This is a genomic window from Candidatus Nitrospira bockiana, from assembly GCF_965152565.1.
Genome location: NZ_OZ224215.1, coordinates 780663 through 797793 on the forward strand (window position 1 = coordinate 780663; position 17131 = coordinate 797793).

The following is a 17131-nucleotide window of genomic DNA, read 5'->3' on the forward strand; positions in this document are numbered from 1 at the left end:
TTACAGGAGGGACAAAAGGCGCGCAGTGGTGAAACGCAATGCCGAGGCTCACTATGCGCCCTCTTCGACCGGAAAGCAAGCGAGCACGGGGCTGGCTGTTCTGCGACCATTGCACATCCGGCCGTGACGCAGTACCATTAGAGAAACGTTTCGAGAGCGAGACGTTCGAACCGCACCTCGCGGATCCTCCTTCGCGCTCCCGCCGCGCGATCGATTCCGCGGTTCGGTAGTTTCAACACCGACCGCTACCATTCTGCGCCCGATGTCTCCCTCGAGCCGGTCCGGGAGAAAAGGAGGAGCGATGCGACCCCCTCTCGTCCCCGCCTTTGCTCTGACTGCTCTGCTCTCGCTGCCCCTTGGGATCGTCCTCGACGGGTCACCCACAGCGGCAATGGCCGCGGAGTCTGCGGCCAGCGCGGTGATTTCGGCCAGCGCGGTGATTTCGGATGGGTCGGAAGTGAGCATCGACCTGTCCGTATCCCTCCCGGACGACTCCGTCGTCGCGAGCACCCAAGGAAAAGGGCCGCTGACCTACGTCCATGGCCGCCGGCAGTTGCTGCCGATATTGGAAAAGGCGCTCACCGGGATGAAGGCCGGGGAGCGCAAGACCATCTCGCTCACCCCCGACGAAGCGTTTGGTCCCTATGACCATAGCAAGCGCATGACCATCGCACGCACGCTGTTGCCGGCGGAGCTCAAGGTCGGCGACCTGCTCCGGACGCCGGATGGCCGCCCCGCGATCGTCCTGGCGGTCGAAGAGAACGAAGCGGTGGTCGATCTCAATCACCCGCTCGCCGGCAAGAGCTTCAATGTGGACGTGACCGTCCTTAAGGTCGAGTCCGCCGCGTCGGAGGCGCCTCAACCCGGACGGAAGGAGATGCCATAGCGAGCGTGGAGGTGTTGGGAGCGCTTTTCAGGACGCGGACCAGAGCGGGTGACATCCGTTAGGGAGAGCCTATGGTGACGGTTACGATCGAGCTCGTCGGGCGGCGCCAGGAATGGCGGATCCATGACATCGTGATCAGCCTCGACGCCGACCGGCACGTTCACTTGGGACACTTTCAGACGATCCGCAGCTATGAGCGCTGTGTCGAGGAAGGGAAGGATCTCGCAATGCTGAAACTCCGCCATGACGCCCGGCACGATGGTGTCGACGAGGTGGCGTGGCGCGTGGAGACGGCGGAGATCGGGTAGCCACAACACACGGAGGAGGACCCATGGGCGGTATCAACGTAGACCCGATCCTGACGTTGGCGGACGGCTCTCAGTTGCTCGTCAGCACGCAGTATTCGGGGGACGAGGCCTTTGCCTGTGAGCTGTATCTCGCCACGCGCCAGACCCATCGGGCGCTCGAGCTGACCTTGGTCTCGGAACACATCGAAGCCGCAACGTGCCGCGAAGCCCAGACCGCGGCCTATCAGTGTGCGCAACGCCTGTATCCCCACACCAGACATACCATCAAGCGACCGCCCTACCTGATCTGGGGCGGGCCGCAGCCCTCCTCGGCGCACGAGCATCGGGGCTATCGGCACTGGCGGCAGCGTCGTTGACGGCTGCCCGCGAACGGGAGTCAGGCCGGGGATAGAGGGCTGGACGGCTAGACGGGTTCTTGAAAATTTACTTTGAGAAGCCCAAAAAAACCTTCAGAGAGAGGCCCGCAAACAGAATAGCCCGCAGGGATGTTCAAAAAGGCCATCCAGCGCGGCCGCAGCGAGGCGCACGGCGTCACGAATAAGTGACGCCACATTTGTGCGCGCCGGCGAGATGGTGAGCCGGCAGTGTCTTGACCGAGGCGTTTCCTTTTCACCCGCCCACCCCGAGCTGCCAAGACAGCTCTCTTCCCGGGTGCGGTACGTTGAGGTCCTGAGCGACGCGAGGTGCGCGAGGCGACGAATAAGTCGCCTCAACGTTTGCGCACGGGCGCGAGATGGTGAGCGCCCAGTGTCTTCAAAGCTGGGGGCCTTTTTCAACATCCCTGCTAGACGGGAACGGTGCCGAGGAGCTTCTTGACGTGCGCATGGGCGAGGACGACCTCGGGCGCACGCTGCAGATTTTCATAGTAATTGCGCTCGAACCCTTCCCCCTCTTCCGACGGCCGCAGCAGTGTCCGCACCTCCCCGAGAATCCGTTGGGCGTCCTGCACGTTGGCGTCGGCCTTCCCGTCGAGCATCTCATCGATCCGGACCACGAGGCTCGACAAGGGGTGCAGCCAAGCAAACCACGGATCGCTCATCACCAATTGCAGCAGCTTGGCCGGCGAGGCCACCCGCCCATGGATCCGCTCGTACGTGATCTGCTCGGCGTCGAGCAGCGCCTTGTGCAGCCGCAACAGGCCGTGCCGGAGGTCTTTCAAGCTGCGCCGCTGACTGTCGGAGATGGGATGGGACGAGGCCCAGGGGGAGATGTTCATCGGCTTAGCGGTATTGTACCAGCGAACGAGGGACGCGGCCACCCGCTTCGAGACTGCCACGGCGAGCAGGCCGTCATTCCCCCCGGTCGGCGCTCACCCCGAGCCGCGACTCGCGGACCCGTGAGATCGGGGGCAATTCGGCGACGACCATGCCGGGGTCCGGATGGTACCGCGCCAGAGCCTCGGGCATCCACTCGTTGAGTTGCTTGATGCGCCGTCCATGACTGGGGTGGGTGGACAAGAACTCGGGAGGCTGGCCTTCGGTGAGCTGCTGCATCCGTTCCCACACCCGGACGGCCTCCTGGGGGTCGTACCCGGCGTCGGCCGCGAGCAGCAGCCCGATATAGTCCGCCTCCGATTCGTGTTTGCGACTGTAGGGGAGCACGAAGCCGAAGTTCGCGAGCGCGCCGCCGGCCAGTTGCGCGATCTGCGGGTTCACTCCCTGGCTGGCCGCGCCCAGCGTCGCGCCGATCACCGCGGTTTGCGCCAGCACCCCGTGACTCATGCGCTCGCCGCCATGGCGGGCCAGGGCATGAGTGACCTCGTGACCGAGGATGGCGGCGAGACCGGCCTCGTTCTTCGCCACCGGAAAGATGCCCGTATAGACCGCGATCTTGCCGCCGGGCAGCGCGAAGGCGTTTTGGGTGCGGTCGTCTTTGATGACGACGACCTCCCAGTCGAAGGCCTTGGCGGCCTCCGCATATTTGGAGGCCTTGGCAGCCTCGATCACGCGTGCCGCCACCCGCCGGACGGGCTCGACTTCACGCGGATCATGAGACACCTGAATCCGCGGATCGTTCAAGACCTGCGCATAGGCCTGCGCTCCCATGGCGCGCTCCTGGGATGCGGGCACCAGCAGCAGTTGCCATCGGTTGGTATACGGATTGGTGATGCAGCCCGTGAGGAGCACCCCGGCGAGCAGCAGGCCTCCTCCGCGAGCCCAGAGTCCAGCCATGATTCATCCTACCTGCCGCCGGACGAACGACATAGCGGTATGCGGCTGACGCATCGACGGTGGCTGAACCGACAAGGGAGGTGTGACCGATCCCGCTCTCCTCGGTCCCGCTCCTCGGCGCGTCCCTCCATGGCGTCGCTTCCGCCTCCGTCCTTGGCCGCTCCGCCGCGTGCAGGTGCCCGCGGTGACCGGCTGGCAGGTGGCCGTCGCCGTGTTGGTCGGAGTTCCCATCGGGTTCCAATTGGGGCTCACCGGGACAGGCGGCGCGTTGCTGGCTGTGCCGCTGCTCGTGTACGTCGTCGGGGTGACGGTGCAGCAGGCCGTCGCCATGTCGCTGATCATCGTCGCCGCCTCGGCGCTGGTCGGTGTGTGGACCTATGCCGGGTCGGGGCACGTCAACGGCAAGGCCGCGGTCGCCTTTGGATTGACCGGGATGGTGGGGGCCTGGGTCGGCGCCTACGGCCACCGATGGGTCGAGCCGGACGTGCTGCTCATCCTGTTCGGCGTGCTGCTGCTCGCCTCACGCGCGCTGACGCTCATAGCGGCGCGCGCGACCGCCGCCGGGCCCCCGGGTCATGAAGAGTCGTGCGCCGTTCGGTTTCCGACTGGCTGTTGGGGGCAGGCCGGCGGCGTGGGGTGGGTGGTGGGGGTGCTGAACGGCTTCTTCGGGGTCGGCGGCGGCTTCCTGATCGTCACCGCGCTCGTGCTTGCGCTGCGCTTTCCCTCACGGCTCGCGGCCGGCACTTCGCTCCTCACGATCGCGCTGATTTCGAGCACCGGCGTGATCGCCCATCTACAGGCGATCTCGGTGAGCTGGACCGTCACGCTGGGGGTGATGGCAGGCAGCGGGCTCGGCATGATCCTGGGCGCGCGCCTGTGGGACCTGTGGCCGGCGAAGAGGACGGGGTTGGTCGGCGGGACGATCAGCGTCGTCCTGGGCCCGGCGCTGATTCTGGTCAACACCGGCAAGCGACTGGGGCTCTGGACCTAGTCGGTATCAGCCCTGTCGGCGTGAAACGCGGCGCGGGATGGGACGGGGCGAACGTGTGTCGGTGGACAGGATCACCGCCAGTCGGCGAAGCCAATCGGTGATGATCGTCGCCATGATGAGGAGGGCGGGAGTCAGTAGGATCAGGGATAGCCATGTCCATTGATTCACGTCCATGTGTCACCTCCCGCCGCGAGCTCTCAGCAAGCGGCATGCCGGAAGAGGCGACCAGGGCATCCCGGTCGGCCCCGCCGATCTCCCCATGGCTTCCGCCGGCTTCGAGCCTGCCTGCGCCTCGCCTCCCGCCCGCCCGCCACGTGTCAAAATGCAAACACTATCGCAGATTGGGGACACACTGACCGCTGCAGCGCCTTTCGTCCAACCGGGCGAGGCCGGCAAGGCGGCCGAGGAGACTCTCCAGGGAGGCTGCGGCGGCTCGAGCCTTTCCTTCTCTCCACCCACTCCGCTCAAGTCCGTCGTCCAAGCTGCCGATAGGGGGAAGACGAGGAAACATGCCGGCCGCCCACGACCACAGTCGCACGCAGTACGATCCCCAAAGCCTCCTCAATTCACAACCGGTCGCCGTGGCGGTGATCGACCCGGGCACCCACGTGGTGCAGTTCCAGAACCAGACGAGCCTCACGCAGTTTGGAGACGTCGCCGGGGCACGCTGCTATCAAAAGATCGGGGGGTCCGAGGGACCGTGCCGGTTTTGCCGCATGAACGAGGCCTTGAGCACGGGGCAGATCCGTTCGAGCGACGTGGCCTTGCCGGACGACCGCCACCTGCTCGTTCATTGGTCGAAGACCGTCACGTCGAGCGGCGAAGTCCGAGTGATCGAGACCATTACCGATGTGACCACCCAGAAGCGCCTGGAAGAGGCGCTGCGACAGTCGCAAAAAATGGAAGCCGTCGGTCGCATGGCGGGCGGCATTGCACACGACTTCAACAATCTGCTAATGGTCATCAACGGCTACACCGACCGGGTGCTTCGGGAGTTCTCCGCGCATCCCGGTGCCGGCGCCCTGCAGTTGATCAAGCAAGCCGGGACGCGGGCGGCCGCCTTGACGCAAAAGCTGCTGGCCTTCAGCCGTCAGAAACCGGTCGAGCAGTCGGTGGTGTCGCTGAACCAGACCGTCATGAATATGAAGGAGCTGATCATCGGACTCATCGGTGAGCGTATCCGCGTGACCTTCGATCTCGATTCCCGTCTGGGCCACCTGCTCATCGATCCCCTGCAGCTCGAGCAGGTGCTCCTCAACCTCGTCCTCAACGCCCGGGACGCGATGCCGGCCGGCGGACGCCTGAGCATTCGAACTTCCAACGCCGATCTGGATGACCGCTATGTGGCCGACCACCCCGGCGCTCGGCGCGGCCGGTATGTGTGCGTGGCCGTGACCGACGAGGGCTGCGGCATGGATCCGGAGACCCAGGCGAGGATTTTCGATCCGTTCTTTACGACGAAGCCCCCGGGCAAAGGGACCGGCCTCGGGCTGACGACCGTCTACGGCATCGTCAAACAGAGTCAAGGCTATATCGACGTCGCGAGCAGTCCCGGCCGGGGCACGGCGTTCACGGTCTACTTCCCGCGGCTGCTCGAACGCGAGCCGGCCGGCCGGGCTCTCTCCCCGGGGGAGCGACACGGAGACACGATCGTCGTCGTCGAAGATGAAGAGAGCGTCCGAGGCTTGGTCGTGGCCATCCTGACGACGTCGGGGTATCGGGTGCTCGAGGCGGCCAACGGCGTGGAGGGGCTCGAGGTCATTCAACGCGCGTCAGATGATTGTCGGTTGGTAATCACGGACGTGATGATGCCGGAGCTGACCGGGCCGGCGATGATCGAGCGGCTGGCTGCCCGGCTGCCCGGTCTCAACGTGCTCTACATGTCCGGCTATGCCGATGATCTGCTCGCCGCGAAGGGGCTCACGCCGCGTCACCATTTTCTTCAGAAGCCGATCCTGCCGGATGTCCTGCTCGCGAAAGTCGAGGCCTTGCTCGCCTTGAGCTGACTCCGCCTTTCCCGCGCCGCGGGAGCCCGGCCCTCACGTTTGACCCGTTGGCGCGCCTCTGGTACGCTCGCGCCCTCCTGCCAAGAGAGTCCGAGGAACCCATGGATGAGCTCGCCGCCATCATGCAAGAAATCCGGCACTTCGTCGCCGAGCGCGACTGGCAACAGTTTCACGACCCGAAGAATCTCGCCATGGCGATCGCGTCGGAAGCGGGGGAGCTGCTGGCGGAATACCGATGGGTGGCGACGGCCGCGGCCGACGACCTCACGCGGGACGAGGGTCGCCGACGACGCGTCTCCGCGGAAGTCGCGGACGTCGCCATCGCGCTGTTGCTGTTCTGCGACCGCACCGGGATCGATCTCTCCGAGGCGATCCGCACCAAGATGGCCGTGAATCGGCGGAACTACCCGATCGAGCAGTCGCGCGGAAGGGCCGACAGGCCGGACGGCTCCCGTCAGTCACCGGCGAAGCCGAGATCGGAGCCGATGCCGTAGCGCGAGAAAAGGGCGGTGAGCGCGGCGAGCCCGTCGGCGTAGAGCACGAGGCCGAGCAGGACCAGCACCGCCCCGCTCACCCGAGAGACGACCCCCAGATAGGGGAGCCACCGACGCGCCACGACCAGGAAGCGATCCAAGCCCAGCGAGACCAGGACGAATGGGAAGCCGAGGCCGAGCGAGTAAAACGTCAGGAGCGTCACGCCGTCGATGAGCGTGTCGGCGCTTCCCGCATAGACCAGGATCGTCCCCAGCACCGGTCCGACACACGGCGTCCATCCCGCGGCGAAGGCCGCCCCGACCATCATCGATCCCGCCAGCCCGGCCGGTCGTGTGCCGAAATGCACCCGCTTTTCGCGCGTCAGGAAGGCCGGCCTGACGAGGCCGAGCAGGGAGAGTCCGAAGATCGCCACCACGACCCCGCCGACCTGACGGACGCGGTCTTGATGGTCGGTCAGGAGCCGGCCGAGAAGGGTGGCTGAAGCGCCGAGTGCGATGAAGACCAGGGAAAATCCGGCGACGAAGAGCAGGGCGTTGATGAGGATCACGCTCCTGAGCTCGCCGCGTTCTCCGTGGCCCGTGAGCTGGCCGAACGACAAGCCCGTGAGGTACATGACGTACGAAGGCACGAGCGGCAACACACACGGGGAGACGAACGACAAGACCCCCGCGAGAAATGCGGCCATCAGCGACGTCGGAGGGAGGATCTCGGTCATCACGGCCTTACGCTGGACGAGGGGGGCGGCGGCCGCCCCCTCCCGTCACTGGTTCAACAGCGAGAGAAATTCACGGAACTGGACGTTTTGGAGCAGACCGGCTCCGCGATGGATGAGCGCCACCCGGCCTTGGCCGTCGATCAGGACATAGGTCGGCGTGGCGTTGATGCGGTACTCCCGGGCAATCCGATTGCCGTCATCATAGGCGGTCGGGAAGGCAAAGACCGCCCCCCGGCTCGTCACGAATTCCTCGACGCTGGCGCGCGTATCGGCGAACCCGACGGCCAGCACCCGGAGCGACGAAGGCTTCTCATGCTCGTAGAACTCCCGGACGGCCGGGAGCTCACGCTGGCACACCTTGCACCACGGCGCCCAAAAGATCAGGAGCGCCGGATGCCCGTCCAGCCCGTTCGTGCTCCACGCCTCGCCCGACAGCGTGACGGTCTGGAATGCCGGAGCCATCACCTCCCGCGCCGTGGCCGGCGCTGTCGCGGCCAGCAGGCTCAGTAGGACGGTCAGGATGCACAGCCCGGCGAGACCTCGCGGTCGTCGCGAATGAATGGCGCGGTGGACCCGTTCCATCACTTCCCCCTATGGCTTGATGTAGACGTAGCCCTGTGCTTGCAAATCGGCGATCCGCTTCACGGCGACGGGATGCAGGGTCGCTTCCAAGCCGGGCACGAGCGACTCCAGCGGCTTCCCGAAGATCTTCATCGACACCTGGCACATCTCGGCGTGGGCGCCGTCTTCGAGAATCAGGTCCAATTTCTTTTTCAGCTCGGGATCGATGGTCTCCTTGTCGAAGAGAGGCAGCGCCGGTCCGTGAATGACGAGCTTCACGTCGATGTGCTGCGGGCCGCCTTCCGCTTCGATGTGTTTGTGGATCAATGCCAGGGCATACTTGGCCACGTCGGGATCCTTCCCGTCCACGTGATAGACGACTTTCATCTTGCCCGTGCCGGCGGATTGCTCGGCGTGCACCAGCAGGGGAACGGCGAGGACGGCTGCGAACGACAGAAGAGCCGACAGCAGGACGTTGAGCAGGGAGCGGCGTGATGATGGGGACATGGGAGCCTCCTTGGTTGACCGTGGGTGCGATGACGATCGCCATCGCTGCCGACAGTGTACGAGCCGGCGCAAACGGCTGGCAGAGGAGGACTCCCGAGGAAGCGCCCGATTATTCCCCTATTGGATAGGGGCAAATGCCTCTGGGGATAGGGATATGGGGGGTATGGGGTAGGAGGTATGGGGTAGGTGATAAGGGGAGAGGAAAGAAACAGGAACAGTTCAGGGCGTCTGGGATGGAAAATGACGAGTGAAGTAAGCGGCGGCTTGGGCGCGGCGGGTGATGTTGAGCTTCTGGAAGACGTGGCTCAGATAGTTCCCGACGGTCTTGTCGCTGAGCGAGAGGGCGGCGGCGATCTCCTTGTTGGTCTTGCCTTCGGCGACGAGCGCCAGCACCCGCCGTTCCTGGGGAGAGAGCGCCTCACCCTTGATCTCGTGAGTCCCATCGGCCACGGCGTGGACGCCGGCGAGGACGCGCTGGGCGGTGGCGGGATCCAGGACGAGTTGGCCGGCGGCGACGCTTCGCAGGGCTTTGAGCAACTCGTCCCCGCCGACGTCTTTCAACAAGAAGCCCTGGGCCCCGGCGAGGATCGTCGCCAGGACGGCCTGATCGTCCGCGTACGATGTCAGGAAGAGCACGCGCGTCTCGGGGCGCTCCGCTCGTATCAGTCGGCATGCCTCCACCCCGTTCCCGTCGGGCAGCCGCACATCCATGAGGATCACGTCGGGTTTCAAGCGGGCCGCCTGGGCCAGCGCCTCGGCCCTCGTCCCCGCCTCGCCGACGATCTCGAACCCGCCCGCCTCGCTGAACAGCGTGCGAAGGCCCATGCGGACGACCTCATGATCATCGACGAGCAGCAGCCGGATGTCGCCGGGACGGCCTTTACGCATGCACGCCCTCCATTGGAAACGTGAGGGCCACGCGGGTGCCCCCGCCGATCGCGGACGTCACGTCCAGACGCCCGCCGACCTTCACCGCACGCGCGGCCATGTTCTTCAATCCCGATCCGCCCTCCGTGTGGGCGGCCGGCTCGAACCCCAGGCCGTCGTCCTCGACCACGAGGCGGAGCTGGTGATCGACCACCTCGAGCGTGAGCGCGGCTCGGTGCGCCTGCGCGTGGCGCAGGCAATTGCTCAAGGCCTCGCGCGCCACAAACAAGAGATGGGTCGCCTGCTCCGGGGAGGTCGACGCCGCCGCCCGAGGATCGACATGGAGCGCCACCTGAAGATCGTGCGACGAGGCCATCATCCTCGCCTGCAGCACGAGCGCCGCTTCCAGCTCCCGCCCGTCGACGGTGATGGGGTCGGCGCCCGCCAGGTATCCCCGGAGATCGCGAATGACGCGTTTCAATTCCACCGCCGCCTGCCCGAGCTGGGCGGCCACGATATCGGGGTCCTTGGGAGCCAGACGCTGACAGCGCTCCAGGCTGAGCCCGAGCGCAAACAACGACTGGATGATGCCGTCATGGAGGTCCTGGGCCAGCCGCTCGCGTGCTTCGAGCGCGTCGCGAAGGTGCTGTTCGCTCGACCGCGCCGCTTCCTCCGCTCGGCGGGTTTGGGCCAAGGAGGCTTGCAGGTCCCTGACCATGTGTCGATAGCCGCTGACCATATAGCCGAGGACCAGCGTGTAGGCCATCAAACGCAACAGGTGCCAGAACCACCATCGGGCGTCCCACAGCAAGGAATAGGTGAACATGACCTCCGCCAGCCCGAACAGCAGGGCGAGACAGCAAAACAAATAGGATTCGGGGCTGCCTGTCCGTCGATGCTCTCGCAGGAACCAGACGGCGGCGGCGAAGAACAGCATGGCGGCGAGGCTCGTCGGAGCGACGGCGACCGGGGCGAACTCCCCGTTCAGCATCATCTCCGGCAGCCGGGTGCGCCATGCGACGACGGCCCACCCGATCGTGACGGCGCCGGCACCGGCAAGGACCGGGAGCCACGGTCGCCTGAGGACGCCGGTCTCCGGCGTGGAGCGCCAGACCAGCACGAACCCGATGCTTCCCCAGAGGCTGGCAAGACTGCGGAGCAGAATGAAGGCATTGCCCGGTGTGGAGACGGCGTGGAACTCCTCCAGCACACCCATCCCGACGAACCCCAACGCGAGCGGCCGGGTCCAGCGGTCCGCTTGATCGTCGCGCGGCCGGAAGAGCACGATGCCCATGACGATCGCGCAGAGGCCGCCCAAGGCTTCCATCGCCGCGTGCAAGGGTTCGTGATGCCACCGCCAGCCGGGCAGCCACGCAGGCAAGACGAGGCTGGTGATCGCCGTGAACAGGGCGCCGGCAAGGAGGACGAGCTGAAGCGGTGGCGGCGAGACACGGAACATGAGGCCCCCGGCTCTTGCGACAGCGTACGCCGACCGTCTCCGCAAAACAACCCGGCGGCGCCATCGCCGTCACGTTCGCCTTCCGCGCTCCGCCTCCCCTGGAGCGGGTGTGATCCGGTCGAGCGCCGATCACACCACCGTTTGACGCTCCTACTGCCTTTTGCTAGGCTCCACGGGTCAGGCTCGACCGACCTCGACAGGACCATGGAAAGGAAGACGATGGGAACACCGCGGACGCAGGAGGGATGGCCGGGTGAAGAGGCCGACGAATGGATCGGCGCCGAAGGCGCCGTGGGGTTGGGGCCGGGACAGCGGGTGCCGGAACGGATCGCCCGGGCCCGCGCCCGACAGGCGGCGTGGCTCCTCTTGTCCTGTGCGTTCGTGGGTGGACTGGCGATCGGGTCGGCGGTCTGCGGGTGGCTGCGGCGGCCGAGTCGACGGTAGACGGATGGCCGCTCAACGGCCGGGCGCGGCCTCGGCGGCCGAGACGTGCTCCAGCGCGTGGACGAGTTGCTTGAGACGGTGTTGCTGCCGTGACGTGATCGTGTAGAACTGCACCCCGAATTCCTGTCCTTTCGACCAGCGCACCACGGCCCGCTCGATTCGGATCGGCTCTTCTTCGGGAACCTCCAGCCTGAGGACCACATGGACGCCGCGCAGCACGGGCCGGGCCGTTCGAATCCGGCAGCCGCCGAGGGAGAGGTTCAGCACCAGGCCGCTGTCTTCAGGGGCATCGGGCGACAACAGAAAGATGCGGAAATGGACCAGCAGTCTGGGGTATCGGCGCAGCTCCATCGTTAGGCCGGGGTCAACGTGTCGAGATAGCGATCCAGTCGTTCCTGCTCGGCCGGGTGCATCGAGACGAACTGCACGCCGAAGCACGGCGGGACGACCCACCGGACCGCGGCGACGTCCACGACCACCGGGGAACCCTCGCCGGGCACGGCCAGCCGGAGGACCAGGAGCATCTCTTCGGTGACCGTCACGGAGCTGTCGATCTTGCAGCCGCTCGTCGAAAGGTTCCGCACGACGCCGTTCCCGCGTGCGTCACCGACAAAGGAGATGGGTAAGTCCACCGGCAGCCGGTCTTGGCGTTCCCCGCTCATGCTGATAACCACTATAGCCGATCCGTCCCGTTTTGTAGGGAGAGGCGGCGGTCCAAGCGGTGGGAGCTCATGTCACTGACCTTACCGGCCGACTGCGAACGGGCCCTGCTGGAACGCTTCCTGCGGGCCGAGGCGATGGCCCTGTGGGCCGTGCGCTCGGCTCAGGAGCAGGATGTGCCCCGAGGCGTGCTGAACTTTCTGCGCCGGCATGAAGCGGACGAGCAGCGGCATCTGGCGCTGTTTGCCCGGCTGTTGGGCGTCACCCCCCGGGACAAGACGGCGCTGCCTCGCGTCCCGACGCAGTGGTGTGCGCTTGCGGTCTACCTGTACGGCTATGAGGCGTTGGGACTCGAATTCGCCGGGCTCCTGGCCGGTGTCCGCCCCGACCTCGGATCGATCCTGGAGGACGAACGGACACACGTGCGCTTTTTCGAGCGCCAGATCCTGGAACTGCTCGCCAGCGGGGAGGCGCCCGCGGTCTGTGCCCGGACGTTTGCGGCCGGGTGGTGGCGGCGGTTGCCGATCACGCTCGGCCGCTATCTGGCCGACCCGGCGCTGGCTCCGTTCAAGGCCGAGCTGCACCGGACGATTCTCTCCTTGATCGCCGGTCGATTCGCGGCGATCGGGCTGTTGCCGCCGCGGGGAGGGGAGAGCGCATCGTGAGCAAGGCTGCGGCCGGCCTATTCTTGAGAAGGGATGGCCAGGAGCGGCAGCCGCGCAAGATGGAGGACGCGCTCGGTCGTGGAGCCGAGCAAGGCGTCCAACAGACCCTGTCGCCACTCGGTCGCCATGACGACCGCATCGACCCCCTCCCGGCACTGCGCGACGATTTCCTCCGTCACGTCCCCGGATCGGGTCATCCGGTTCCAGGTCCATCCCGGTTGATCGACCGTGCGGAACGATGGCCACTCCGTCCCGCTTCCGACGTGCAGGAGCGTCCAACGCGCAATCGGGATCGAAAGGGAGGCGGCGAGGGCCGCGGCCGCCTCGATGGCGGGCTGAGGCGGAGGAGTTTGGTGGACGGGGATGAGGACATGCCGGAGTGCGACCCGTCCGGTGGCCGGATCGACAAAGCCGGCGGCCCCTGTCGGGACGAACAGCGTCGGGATCCGGAGCGTGCGCGCCCAGGATTGCGCCAGCGATTTCGAGAACCAGTGGTCCCATCCCTCGTGGGCGTGGGTCGCCAAGACCATCAGGTCAGGCCGGTGGCGTTCCAGATAGCGGACCACCGATCGCTCGGGATCTTCGGCATAGCCGAGGATCTTTTCGACCCGCAGCCCGAGCTTGGCCACGTCCTCCCGGCTGCTTCCCTCCGGGAGCGCCCCCCATCGCGCCAACGTGGCTCGAACACCGGGCAGATCGCTCCAGTCGGTTTCGGGCATCTCCGGGTCGACGTGCATGATGTGGAGCTCGCCGCCCGTCACCACGGCCAATTTCAACGCATGGGCGAATGCCAGGTCGCTTTCGCAGGAGAGATCGGTGGGGTGAAAAATACGCAGATGCCGAAAGCCGACGGAGACCGGTTGGTCGACGGGGGCCGGGCGCTCACCAGACATGCTGCCTCCTTTTCAGACGCACCTCGAACGAGGATACGCGACTTCGCAGGCAAAAAGGAGTATGGAAACGCCTATTCGCGCGTCGGTATTTTTCCTATCCGCTCAGCGGCCGAGGCGGTCGAGGTGACCGGCCGATCGTCAATCGAAACCCGGTCCGCTCATCCCCTCGCCATGAGGACGCCTCGAGTGTTATAAGCAAAGACTCGGCGCAGACACAGGAACGCAAGGGGAGGAGCGATGCGAGAGTCGGAAGGAGCCAAGCCGGGACACGAAGTCGCGACGCTGGCGGGCGGATGCTTCTGGTGTCTGGAGGCCGTCTACGCTCAGATGAAGGGTGTGCACCGCGTCGAATCGGGGTACATGGGCGGGCACGTCGACGATCCCTCCTATGAAGCCGTCTGCACCGGCGCGACGGGCCATGCGGAGGTCGTGCAGCTCACGTTCGATCCTCAAGAGACGTCCTACCGCGAGCTGCTGGAGGTCTTTTTTGCCATTCACGACCCCACCACCGTGAACCGGCAGGGCAACGACGTGGGAACGCAGTACCGCTCGGCGATCTTCTGCCACACCCCCGAGCAACAGGCGGTTGCGAACGAGCTGATCGCCGCCTTGACCAAGGACAAGGTCTTCGAGCGGCCGATCGTGACGCAGGTCGTGCCCGCCTCCCGCTTCTACAAGGCCGAGGACTACCACCAGGAGTATTTCGCCCGCAATCCTTCACAGCCCTACTGCCAGTACGTGGTCGCCCCCAAGGTGGCGAAGTTCCGGAGCGTGTTCCGGGAGAAAGTGAAATCGTCGCCGTCTGCATGACGGAACGGTCATCGCGCGGGTGTGCCGGCCTCCGGTCCTTCCTTCCGAAGCTCAGCCAAATACGCGAGCAGGTCTCGGATCTCCCGATCGCTCAAACTGGGATCGGGGAGCATGCCCGTGCCGAGGTGTCCTTCCCGGATGATCCGGAAGCGCTGCGCGTCGTTCTTGAGGCGGAGCTGCCCGGTGCGGCGCAAGTCCGGCGGCGGCGGATTGAGATGGGCGATGATGTCGGCCGTTTGGGGGCTCAGGTCCGGACGCAGGGCGGGATCTCCATCTCGGCCGTGACAGTAATAGCAGATCCCGCTGCCGTTGAACACCGCCCGGCCGGCCTCCGGATCGCCGGGCGGAGCCGACCCGCTTGGGCCTGCCGCGGGCGCCGTCCCGATTTCCGCACACCACGCGAGCACGATGAGCCCGAGCAGCGCCGCGCTCGCCGGGCTTCTCCTCACGTCGTTCGGTCCGGAGACCATGGGAGCTCCTTTAGGATCGGCTGAAAAACCCGCGCAGGCGCTCTTTCAGGTCGCTCCAGAGGCCTTCCTTCTGGATCACCTGGTGTGGCTTGACGAGGACCCGAGCGGCCGGCGGGCAGAAGGGGAACTCAGCCTTGGTCTTGCCTTCGATGCGCGCCACCATGGAGGCCCCGGCCGCCTCGCCGGCCGGCTTCACGACGATCAGCGGATCGTGCGGCTCCAGGACGCAATAGCCCGTGTATCCCAATGCGCGATAGGCCTCGGGGTCGAGGAGATAGGCTCGGTGGCGGCCGTTCGCAAACACGGTGACGCCCTCCTTCAACGGCTCCTCCGGGGCCAGCGAGTAGAGGAAGGCCGGGATCAGCAGCATGGCGCCGATGATCAGGGCAAGGGACACCAGGGCCCGGCGTCGTGCGGCGGCTGCCTGTTCTTCGTCCATTGAGTCCATGGCGCCACCGAACAGGACGACTTCATCATGGCTTCATCGACGGTGGACCACGCTGCTGGTCCTCGTATCACGGCGATGAGAGCGTGTCAATCGAGCGGGCAGCTCTCGTCGTGCACCATCCTGAGCTACAATGAGAAACGTGAAGACATGTGAACTGAAGAGATTCACGAGCATCTTAGACAACACTGATGAGACAAGGGGACGCAGCGGCATGGGCAAGCAGAGCGCCGGGCTCTTGATCTACCGCCGCCGTGGCGGGCGCCTCGAGGTCTTTTTGATCCATCCGGGCGGCCCGTTCTGGAAGGACAAAGACCTCGGCGCCTGGTCGATCCCGAAGGGGGAGCCCGAGCCCGGAGAGGATCCGTTGGAGGCGGCGCGGCGGGAGTTCAGGGAGGAAACCGGCCTGACGGCTCCGGAAGCCGGGATGGCGCTCACGCCGGTCAAGCAGCCGGGGGGCAAGGTGGTCAGCGTGTGGGCGTGCGAAGGCGAGGCCGACCCCGAGGCGATCAAGAGCAATACGTTCACGCTGGAATGGCCGCCCAAGTCCGGCCGTCACCAGGAGTTTCCAGAGGCGGACCGCGCCGCTTGGTTCGGCGTCGAAGAAGCGAAGCAGCGGATCGTGAAGGGCCAGCTTCCTTTTTTGCTCGAGCTGGAGCAGAAGCTTTCGTCATGATCGATGGATCGAGGGCGGAAGGGAGCGGTACGGGCTGCATGATGCGGAGACGCGAAGGGCGGCGGCTCAGAGCCGGCGAGAGAACACCCGATAGTAGCGCTGCGTCTCTGCAAGCGGCAGCGGTTCGCACAAGAGCTCGGACAGCCCCAGGCGTCGACGGCAAGGAGCGGAGCCGGGCAGGTCGCGACAGTACGCGCGATGGACCTTGGGGACGTAGCTCAGCGCGCCGTTGTATCCGGCGACCGCCCGCCACGTCCGGCCGTGCACCCTGATCTGCTCGCCCAAGATGATGCCGGCCAGCCGAAGGTTCGTACACGGATCCAGCGCCCGATCGGGCGGGATACCGAGCCGGCGTTCGAGCGTCTTGAGGTTCCGGCTGTTGACCTGCGCCAAGCCGACGTCGAAATGCAGGTGCCGCTGCTCCAAGGCTTCGAACTGCGCGACGGCACGGCTGTAGCTCGGCGCCTTGAAAAAATGGCGCGTGCCGTGTTGATCGAACCAGCCGAACGCAAAGGGATGCTCCCCCGATTCGACCTGCACGATCGCCTCCAACAGGGCCGGGTCTACGCGGGCGTCGCCGGCGGCTTCACGAAGGCATCCGGACCAGGTGTTCAGCGCCGGCTCGCCCAGGTTCGCGGACATCGGCACGCGTGGAAAGGCGATGTCAGGCGTCCACGCGGACCAGGCCAGGCCGGCCGCTACGGCCAGGAAGGCCCCAAACACGACGAGGCGAACGTGCGTCCAACGCCGCCGGGCTGGAGTTCTCATGATGGAGCACCGTCCCTACGCGGCTCATCATAAGATACCCCTAGTCGGTTTTCAAACCGGGTGATCCTCACGCGGCTTCGCGCTGCTCGCCCACCCCGGCGCCCTTCTTTCTCCACCTCTTGGTCAGCGCGTGGGCACCGAGGATGAGCCCGGTCACGCCGACAAGAAAGGCCATGGTCGTATCGATCAGGAATTCCATCGTCCACCTCCACCATTTCCCATCTCTCCCTATCCCCTGTCTCTCTATCCCTTATCACCTATCCCTTTATCTCTACTACCCCCTATCCCTACTACCCCATACCCCTATATCCCCTCTCCACAGGATAATGCCGCG

At 65.9% G+C, this 17131-nt stretch carries 24 protein-coding genes; 10 read left to right on the forward strand and 14 right to left on the reverse strand.

Features of this window, described 5'->3' with window-relative positions; genetic code table 11:
* The first annotated feature begins 301 nt into the window (after positions 1–301).
* The 3 genes from ACWHYV_RS04025 (at position 302) to ACWHYV_RS04035 (ending at position 1550) form a co-directional block, all read left to right on the forward strand.
* Positions 302–886 carry an FKBP-type peptidyl-prolyl cis-trans isomerase gene (locus ACWHYV_RS04025; protein ID WP_447979370.1) on the forward strand — a complete coding sequence of 195 codons (585 nt, stop codon included), beginning with the start codon at positions 302–304 and terminating at the stop codon, positions 884–886.
* Positions 887–957: 71 nt separating this feature from the next.
* Positions 958–1194, forward strand: coding sequence for a hypothetical protein (locus ACWHYV_RS04030; RefSeq protein ID WP_447979371.1), 237 nt, complete (start codon positions 958–960; stop codon positions 1192–1194).
* A gap of 23 nt (positions 1195–1217) precedes the next feature.
* Positions 1218–1550, forward strand: a complete 333-nt coding sequence (locus ACWHYV_RS04035; RefSeq protein WP_447979372.1) for a hypothetical protein — start codon at positions 1218–1220, stop codon at positions 1548–1550.
* 428 nt (positions 1551–1978) lie between these two features.
* On the opposite strand, the gene ACWHYV_RS04040 is transcribed toward ACWHYV_RS04035, so the two are convergent.
* Positions 1979–2470 carry a hypothetical protein gene (locus ACWHYV_RS04040; RefSeq protein WP_447979373.1) on the reverse strand — a complete coding sequence of 164 codons (492 nt, stop codon included), beginning with the start codon at positions 2468–2470 and terminating at the stop codon, positions 1979–1981.
* A 13-nt stretch (positions 2471–2483) separates the two neighbouring features.
* Entirely contained in the window at positions 2484–3365 is an 882-nt protein-coding gene (locus ACWHYV_RS04045) for a M48 family metallopeptidase (protein WP_447979374.1), read from the reverse strand.
* An 82-nt stretch (positions 3366–3447) separates the two neighbouring features.
* Between ACWHYV_RS04045 and ACWHYV_RS04050 the strand changes: the two genes are divergently transcribed.
* The 3 genes from ACWHYV_RS04050 (at position 3448) to ACWHYV_RS04060 (ending at position 6856) form a co-directional block, all read left to right on the forward strand.
* Positions 3448–4356 carry a sulfite exporter TauE/SafE family protein gene (locus ACWHYV_RS04050; RefSeq protein ID WP_447979375.1) on the forward strand — a complete coding sequence of 303 codons (909 nt, stop codon included), beginning with the start codon at positions 3448–3450 and terminating at the stop codon, positions 4354–4356.
* Between the two features lie 509 nt (positions 4357–4865).
* Complete coding sequence (locus ACWHYV_RS04055; RefSeq protein ID WP_447979376.1) at positions 4866–6362, forward strand: ATP-binding protein; 1497 nt, start codon at positions 4866–4868, stop codon at positions 6360–6362.
* Between the two features lie 101 nt (positions 6363–6463).
* Entirely contained in the window at positions 6464–6856 is a 393-nt protein-coding gene (locus ACWHYV_RS04060; protein ID WP_447979377.1) for a nucleotide pyrophosphohydrolase, read from the forward strand.
* Here the strand turns inward: ACWHYV_RS04060 and ACWHYV_RS04065 are convergent.
* The 5 genes from ACWHYV_RS04065 to ACWHYV_RS04085 form a co-directional block, all read right to left on the reverse strand.
* The gene (locus ACWHYV_RS04065; RefSeq protein WP_447979378.1) at positions 6817–7572 is read right to left on the reverse strand and encodes a cytochrome c biogenesis CcdA family protein; all 756 of its coding nucleotides are present in this window, start codon (positions 7570–7572) and stop codon (positions 6817–6819) included. The two genes, ACWHYV_RS04060 and ACWHYV_RS04065, sit on opposite strands and share 40 nt — an antisense overlap.
* Positions 7573–7617: 45 nt before the next feature.
* Positions 7618–8154: a TlpA family protein disulfide reductase gene (locus tag ACWHYV_RS04070; protein ID WP_447979379.1), complete on the reverse strand. Its 537-nt coding sequence runs from the start codon at positions 8152–8154 to the stop codon at positions 7618–7620.
* 9 nt (positions 8155–8163) lie between these two features.
* Positions 8164–8640 (reverse strand): DsrE family protein, encoded by a 477-nt coding sequence (locus ACWHYV_RS04075; RefSeq protein WP_447979380.1) that lies wholly within the window; start codon positions 8638–8640, stop codon positions 8164–8166.
* 219 nt (positions 8641–8859) lie between these two features.
* Entirely contained in the window at positions 8860–9528 is a 669-nt protein-coding gene (locus tag ACWHYV_RS04080) for a response regulator (RefSeq protein WP_447979381.1), read from the reverse strand.
* Positions 9521–10966: a sensor histidine kinase gene (locus ACWHYV_RS04085; RefSeq protein WP_447979382.1), complete on the reverse strand. Its 1446-nt coding sequence runs from the start codon at positions 10964–10966 to the stop codon at positions 9521–9523. The genes ACWHYV_RS04080 and ACWHYV_RS04085 overlap by 8 nt, the downstream gene beginning before the upstream one ends.
* A gap of 219 nt (positions 10967–11185) precedes the next feature.
* Between ACWHYV_RS04085 and ACWHYV_RS04090 the strand changes: the two genes are divergently transcribed.
* The gene (locus ACWHYV_RS04090) at positions 11186–11410 is read left to right on the forward strand and encodes a hypothetical protein (RefSeq protein WP_447979383.1); all 225 of its coding nucleotides are present in this window, start codon (positions 11186–11188) and stop codon (positions 11408–11410) included.
* 12 nt (positions 11411–11422) lie between these two features.
* Here the strand turns inward: ACWHYV_RS04090 and ACWHYV_RS04095 are convergent, their stop codons facing one another.
* Positions 11423–11761: a PilZ domain-containing protein gene (locus ACWHYV_RS04095; protein ID WP_447979384.1), complete on the reverse strand. Its 339-nt coding sequence runs from the start codon at positions 11759–11761 to the stop codon at positions 11423–11425.
* 2 nt (positions 11762–11763) lie between these two features.
* Positions 11764–12072 (reverse strand): PilZ domain-containing protein, encoded by a 309-nt coding sequence (locus tag ACWHYV_RS04100; RefSeq protein ID WP_447979385.1) that lies wholly within the window; start codon positions 12070–12072, stop codon positions 11764–11766.
* Between the two features lie 69 nt (positions 12073–12141).
* On the opposite strand from ACWHYV_RS04100, the gene ACWHYV_RS04105 reads away from it, so the two are divergent.
* Positions 12142–12735: a ferritin-like domain-containing protein gene (locus ACWHYV_RS04105; protein WP_447979386.1), complete on the forward strand. Its 594-nt coding sequence runs from the start codon at positions 12142–12144 to the stop codon at positions 12733–12735.
* 17 nt (positions 12736–12752) lie between these two features.
* Here ACWHYV_RS04105 and ACWHYV_RS04110 read toward each other — a convergent pair whose 3' ends face one another.
* Positions 12753–13628, reverse strand: coding sequence for a universal stress protein (locus tag ACWHYV_RS04110; protein ID WP_447979387.1), 876 nt, complete (start codon positions 13626–13628; stop codon positions 12753–12755).
* A gap of 237 nt (positions 13629–13865) precedes the next feature.
* On the opposite strand from ACWHYV_RS04110, the gene msrA reads away from it, so the two are divergent.
* Entirely contained in the window at positions 13866–14438 is a 573-nt protein-coding gene (gene msrA, locus ACWHYV_RS04115) for a peptide-methionine (S)-S-oxide reductase MsrA (protein ID WP_447979388.1), read from the forward strand.
* Between the two features lie 8 nt (positions 14439–14446).
* Here msrA and ACWHYV_RS04120 read toward each other — a convergent pair whose 3' ends face one another.
* Positions 14447–14908 (reverse strand): c-type cytochrome, encoded by a 462-nt coding sequence (locus ACWHYV_RS04120; protein ID WP_447979389.1) that lies wholly within the window; start codon positions 14906–14908, stop codon positions 14447–14449.
* Positions 14909–14918: 10 nt separating this feature from the next.
* Positions 14919–15356 carry a hypothetical protein gene (locus ACWHYV_RS04125; RefSeq protein WP_447979390.1) on the reverse strand — a complete coding sequence of 146 codons (438 nt, stop codon included), beginning with the start codon at positions 15354–15356 and terminating at the stop codon, positions 14919–14921.
* Between the two features lie 211 nt (positions 15357–15567).
* Between ACWHYV_RS04125 and ACWHYV_RS04130 the strand changes: the two genes are divergently transcribed.
* The gene (locus ACWHYV_RS04130) at positions 15568–16029 is read left to right on the forward strand and encodes an NUDIX domain-containing protein (RefSeq protein ID WP_447979391.1); all 462 of its coding nucleotides are present in this window, start codon (positions 15568–15570) and stop codon (positions 16027–16029) included.
* A gap of 66 nt (positions 16030–16095) precedes the next feature.
* On the opposite strand, the gene ACWHYV_RS04135 is transcribed toward ACWHYV_RS04130, so the two are convergent.
* A complete protein-coding gene (locus tag ACWHYV_RS04135) occupies positions 16096–16797 on the reverse strand; it encodes a lytic transglycosylase domain-containing protein (protein ID WP_447979392.1) in 702 nt (233 codons plus the stop codon).
* Positions 16798–16864: 67 nt separating this feature from the next.
* Positions 16865–16996 carry a hypothetical protein gene (locus tag ACWHYV_RS04140; RefSeq protein WP_447979393.1) on the reverse strand — a complete coding sequence of 44 codons (132 nt, stop codon included), beginning with the start codon at positions 16994–16996 and terminating at the stop codon, positions 16865–16867.
* Positions 16997–17131 lie beyond the last annotated feature (135 nt).

Bases quoted from the DNA above. Each gene is read 5' to 3' on its own strand.
- ACWHYV_RS04125 (WP_447979390.1), bottom strand. From the start codon at position 15,356: ATGGACTCAATGGACGAAGAACAGGCAGCCGCCGCACGACGCCGGGCC.
- ACWHYV_RS04080 (WP_447979381.1), bottom strand. From the start codon at position 9,528: ATGCGTAAAGGCCGTCCCGGCGACATCCGGCTGCTGCTCGTCGATGAT.
- ACWHYV_RS04105 (WP_447979386.1), top strand. From the start codon at position 12,142: ATGTCACTGACCTTACCGGCCGACTGCGAACGGGCCCTGCTGGAACGC.
- ACWHYV_RS04025 (WP_447979370.1), top strand. From the start codon at position 302: ATGCGACCCCCTCTCGTCCCCGCCTTTGCTCTGACTGCTCTGCTCTCG.
- ACWHYV_RS04100 (WP_447979385.1), bottom strand. From the start codon at position 12,072: ATGAGCGGGGAACGCCAAGACCGGCTGCCGGTGGACTTACCCATCTCC.
- ACWHYV_RS04065 (WP_447979378.1), bottom strand. From the start codon at position 7,572: ATGACCGAGATCCTCCCTCCGACGTCGCTGATGGCCGCATTTCTCGCG.
- ACWHYV_RS04140 (WP_447979393.1), bottom strand. From the start codon at position 16,996: ATGGAATTCCTGATCGATACGACCATGGCCTTTCTTGTCGGCGTGACC.
- ACWHYV_RS04120 (WP_447979389.1), bottom strand. From the start codon at position 14,908: ATGGTCTCCGGACCGAACGACGTGAGGAGAAGCCCGGCGAGCGCGGCG.
- ACWHYV_RS04070 (WP_447979379.1), bottom strand. From the start codon at position 8,154: ATGGAACGGGTCCACCGCGCCATTCATTCGCGACGACCGCGAGGTCTC.
- ACWHYV_RS04035 (WP_447979372.1), top strand. From the start codon at position 1,218: ATGGGCGGTATCAACGTAGACCCGATCCTGACGTTGGCGGACGGCTCT.
- ACWHYV_RS04090 (WP_447979383.1), top strand. From the start codon at position 11,186: ATGGGAACACCGCGGACGCAGGAGGGATGGCCGGGTGAAGAGGCCGAC.
- ACWHYV_RS04045 (WP_447979374.1), bottom strand. From the start codon at position 3,365: ATGGCTGGACTCTGGGCTCGCGGAGGAGGCCTGCTGCTCGCCGGGGTG.
- ACWHYV_RS04130 (WP_447979391.1), top strand. From the start codon at position 15,568: ATGGGCAAGCAGAGCGCCGGGCTCTTGATCTACCGCCGCCGTGGCGGG.
- ACWHYV_RS04055 (WP_447979376.1), top strand. From the start codon at position 4,866: ATGCCGGCCGCCCACGACCACAGTCGCACGCAGTACGATCCCCAAAGC.
- ACWHYV_RS04095 (WP_447979384.1), bottom strand. From the start codon at position 11,761: ATGGAGCTGCGCCGATACCCCAGACTGCTGGTCCATTTCCGCATCTTT.
- ACWHYV_RS04085 (WP_447979382.1), bottom strand. From the start codon at position 10,966: ATGTTCCGTGTCTCGCCGCCACCGCTTCAGCTCGTCCTCCTTGCCGGC.
- ACWHYV_RS04135 (WP_447979392.1), bottom strand. From the start codon at position 16,797: ATGAGAACTCCAGCCCGGCGGCGTTGGACGCACGTTCGCCTCGTCGTG.
- ACWHYV_RS04030 (WP_447979371.1), top strand. From the start codon at position 958: ATGGTGACGGTTACGATCGAGCTCGTCGGGCGGCGCCAGGAATGGCGG.
- ACWHYV_RS04060 (WP_447979377.1), top strand. From the start codon at position 6,464: ATGGATGAGCTCGCCGCCATCATGCAAGAAATCCGGCACTTCGTCGCC.
- msrA (WP_447979388.1), top strand. From the start codon at position 13,866: ATGCGAGAGTCGGAAGGAGCCAAGCCGGGACACGAAGTCGCGACGCTG.
- ACWHYV_RS04110 (WP_447979387.1), bottom strand. From the start codon at position 13,628: ATGTCTGGTGAGCGCCCGGCCCCCGTCGACCAACCGGTCTCCGTCGGC.
- ACWHYV_RS04075 (WP_447979380.1), bottom strand. From the start codon at position 8,640: ATGTCCCCATCATCACGCCGCTCCCTGCTCAACGTCCTGCTGTCGGCT.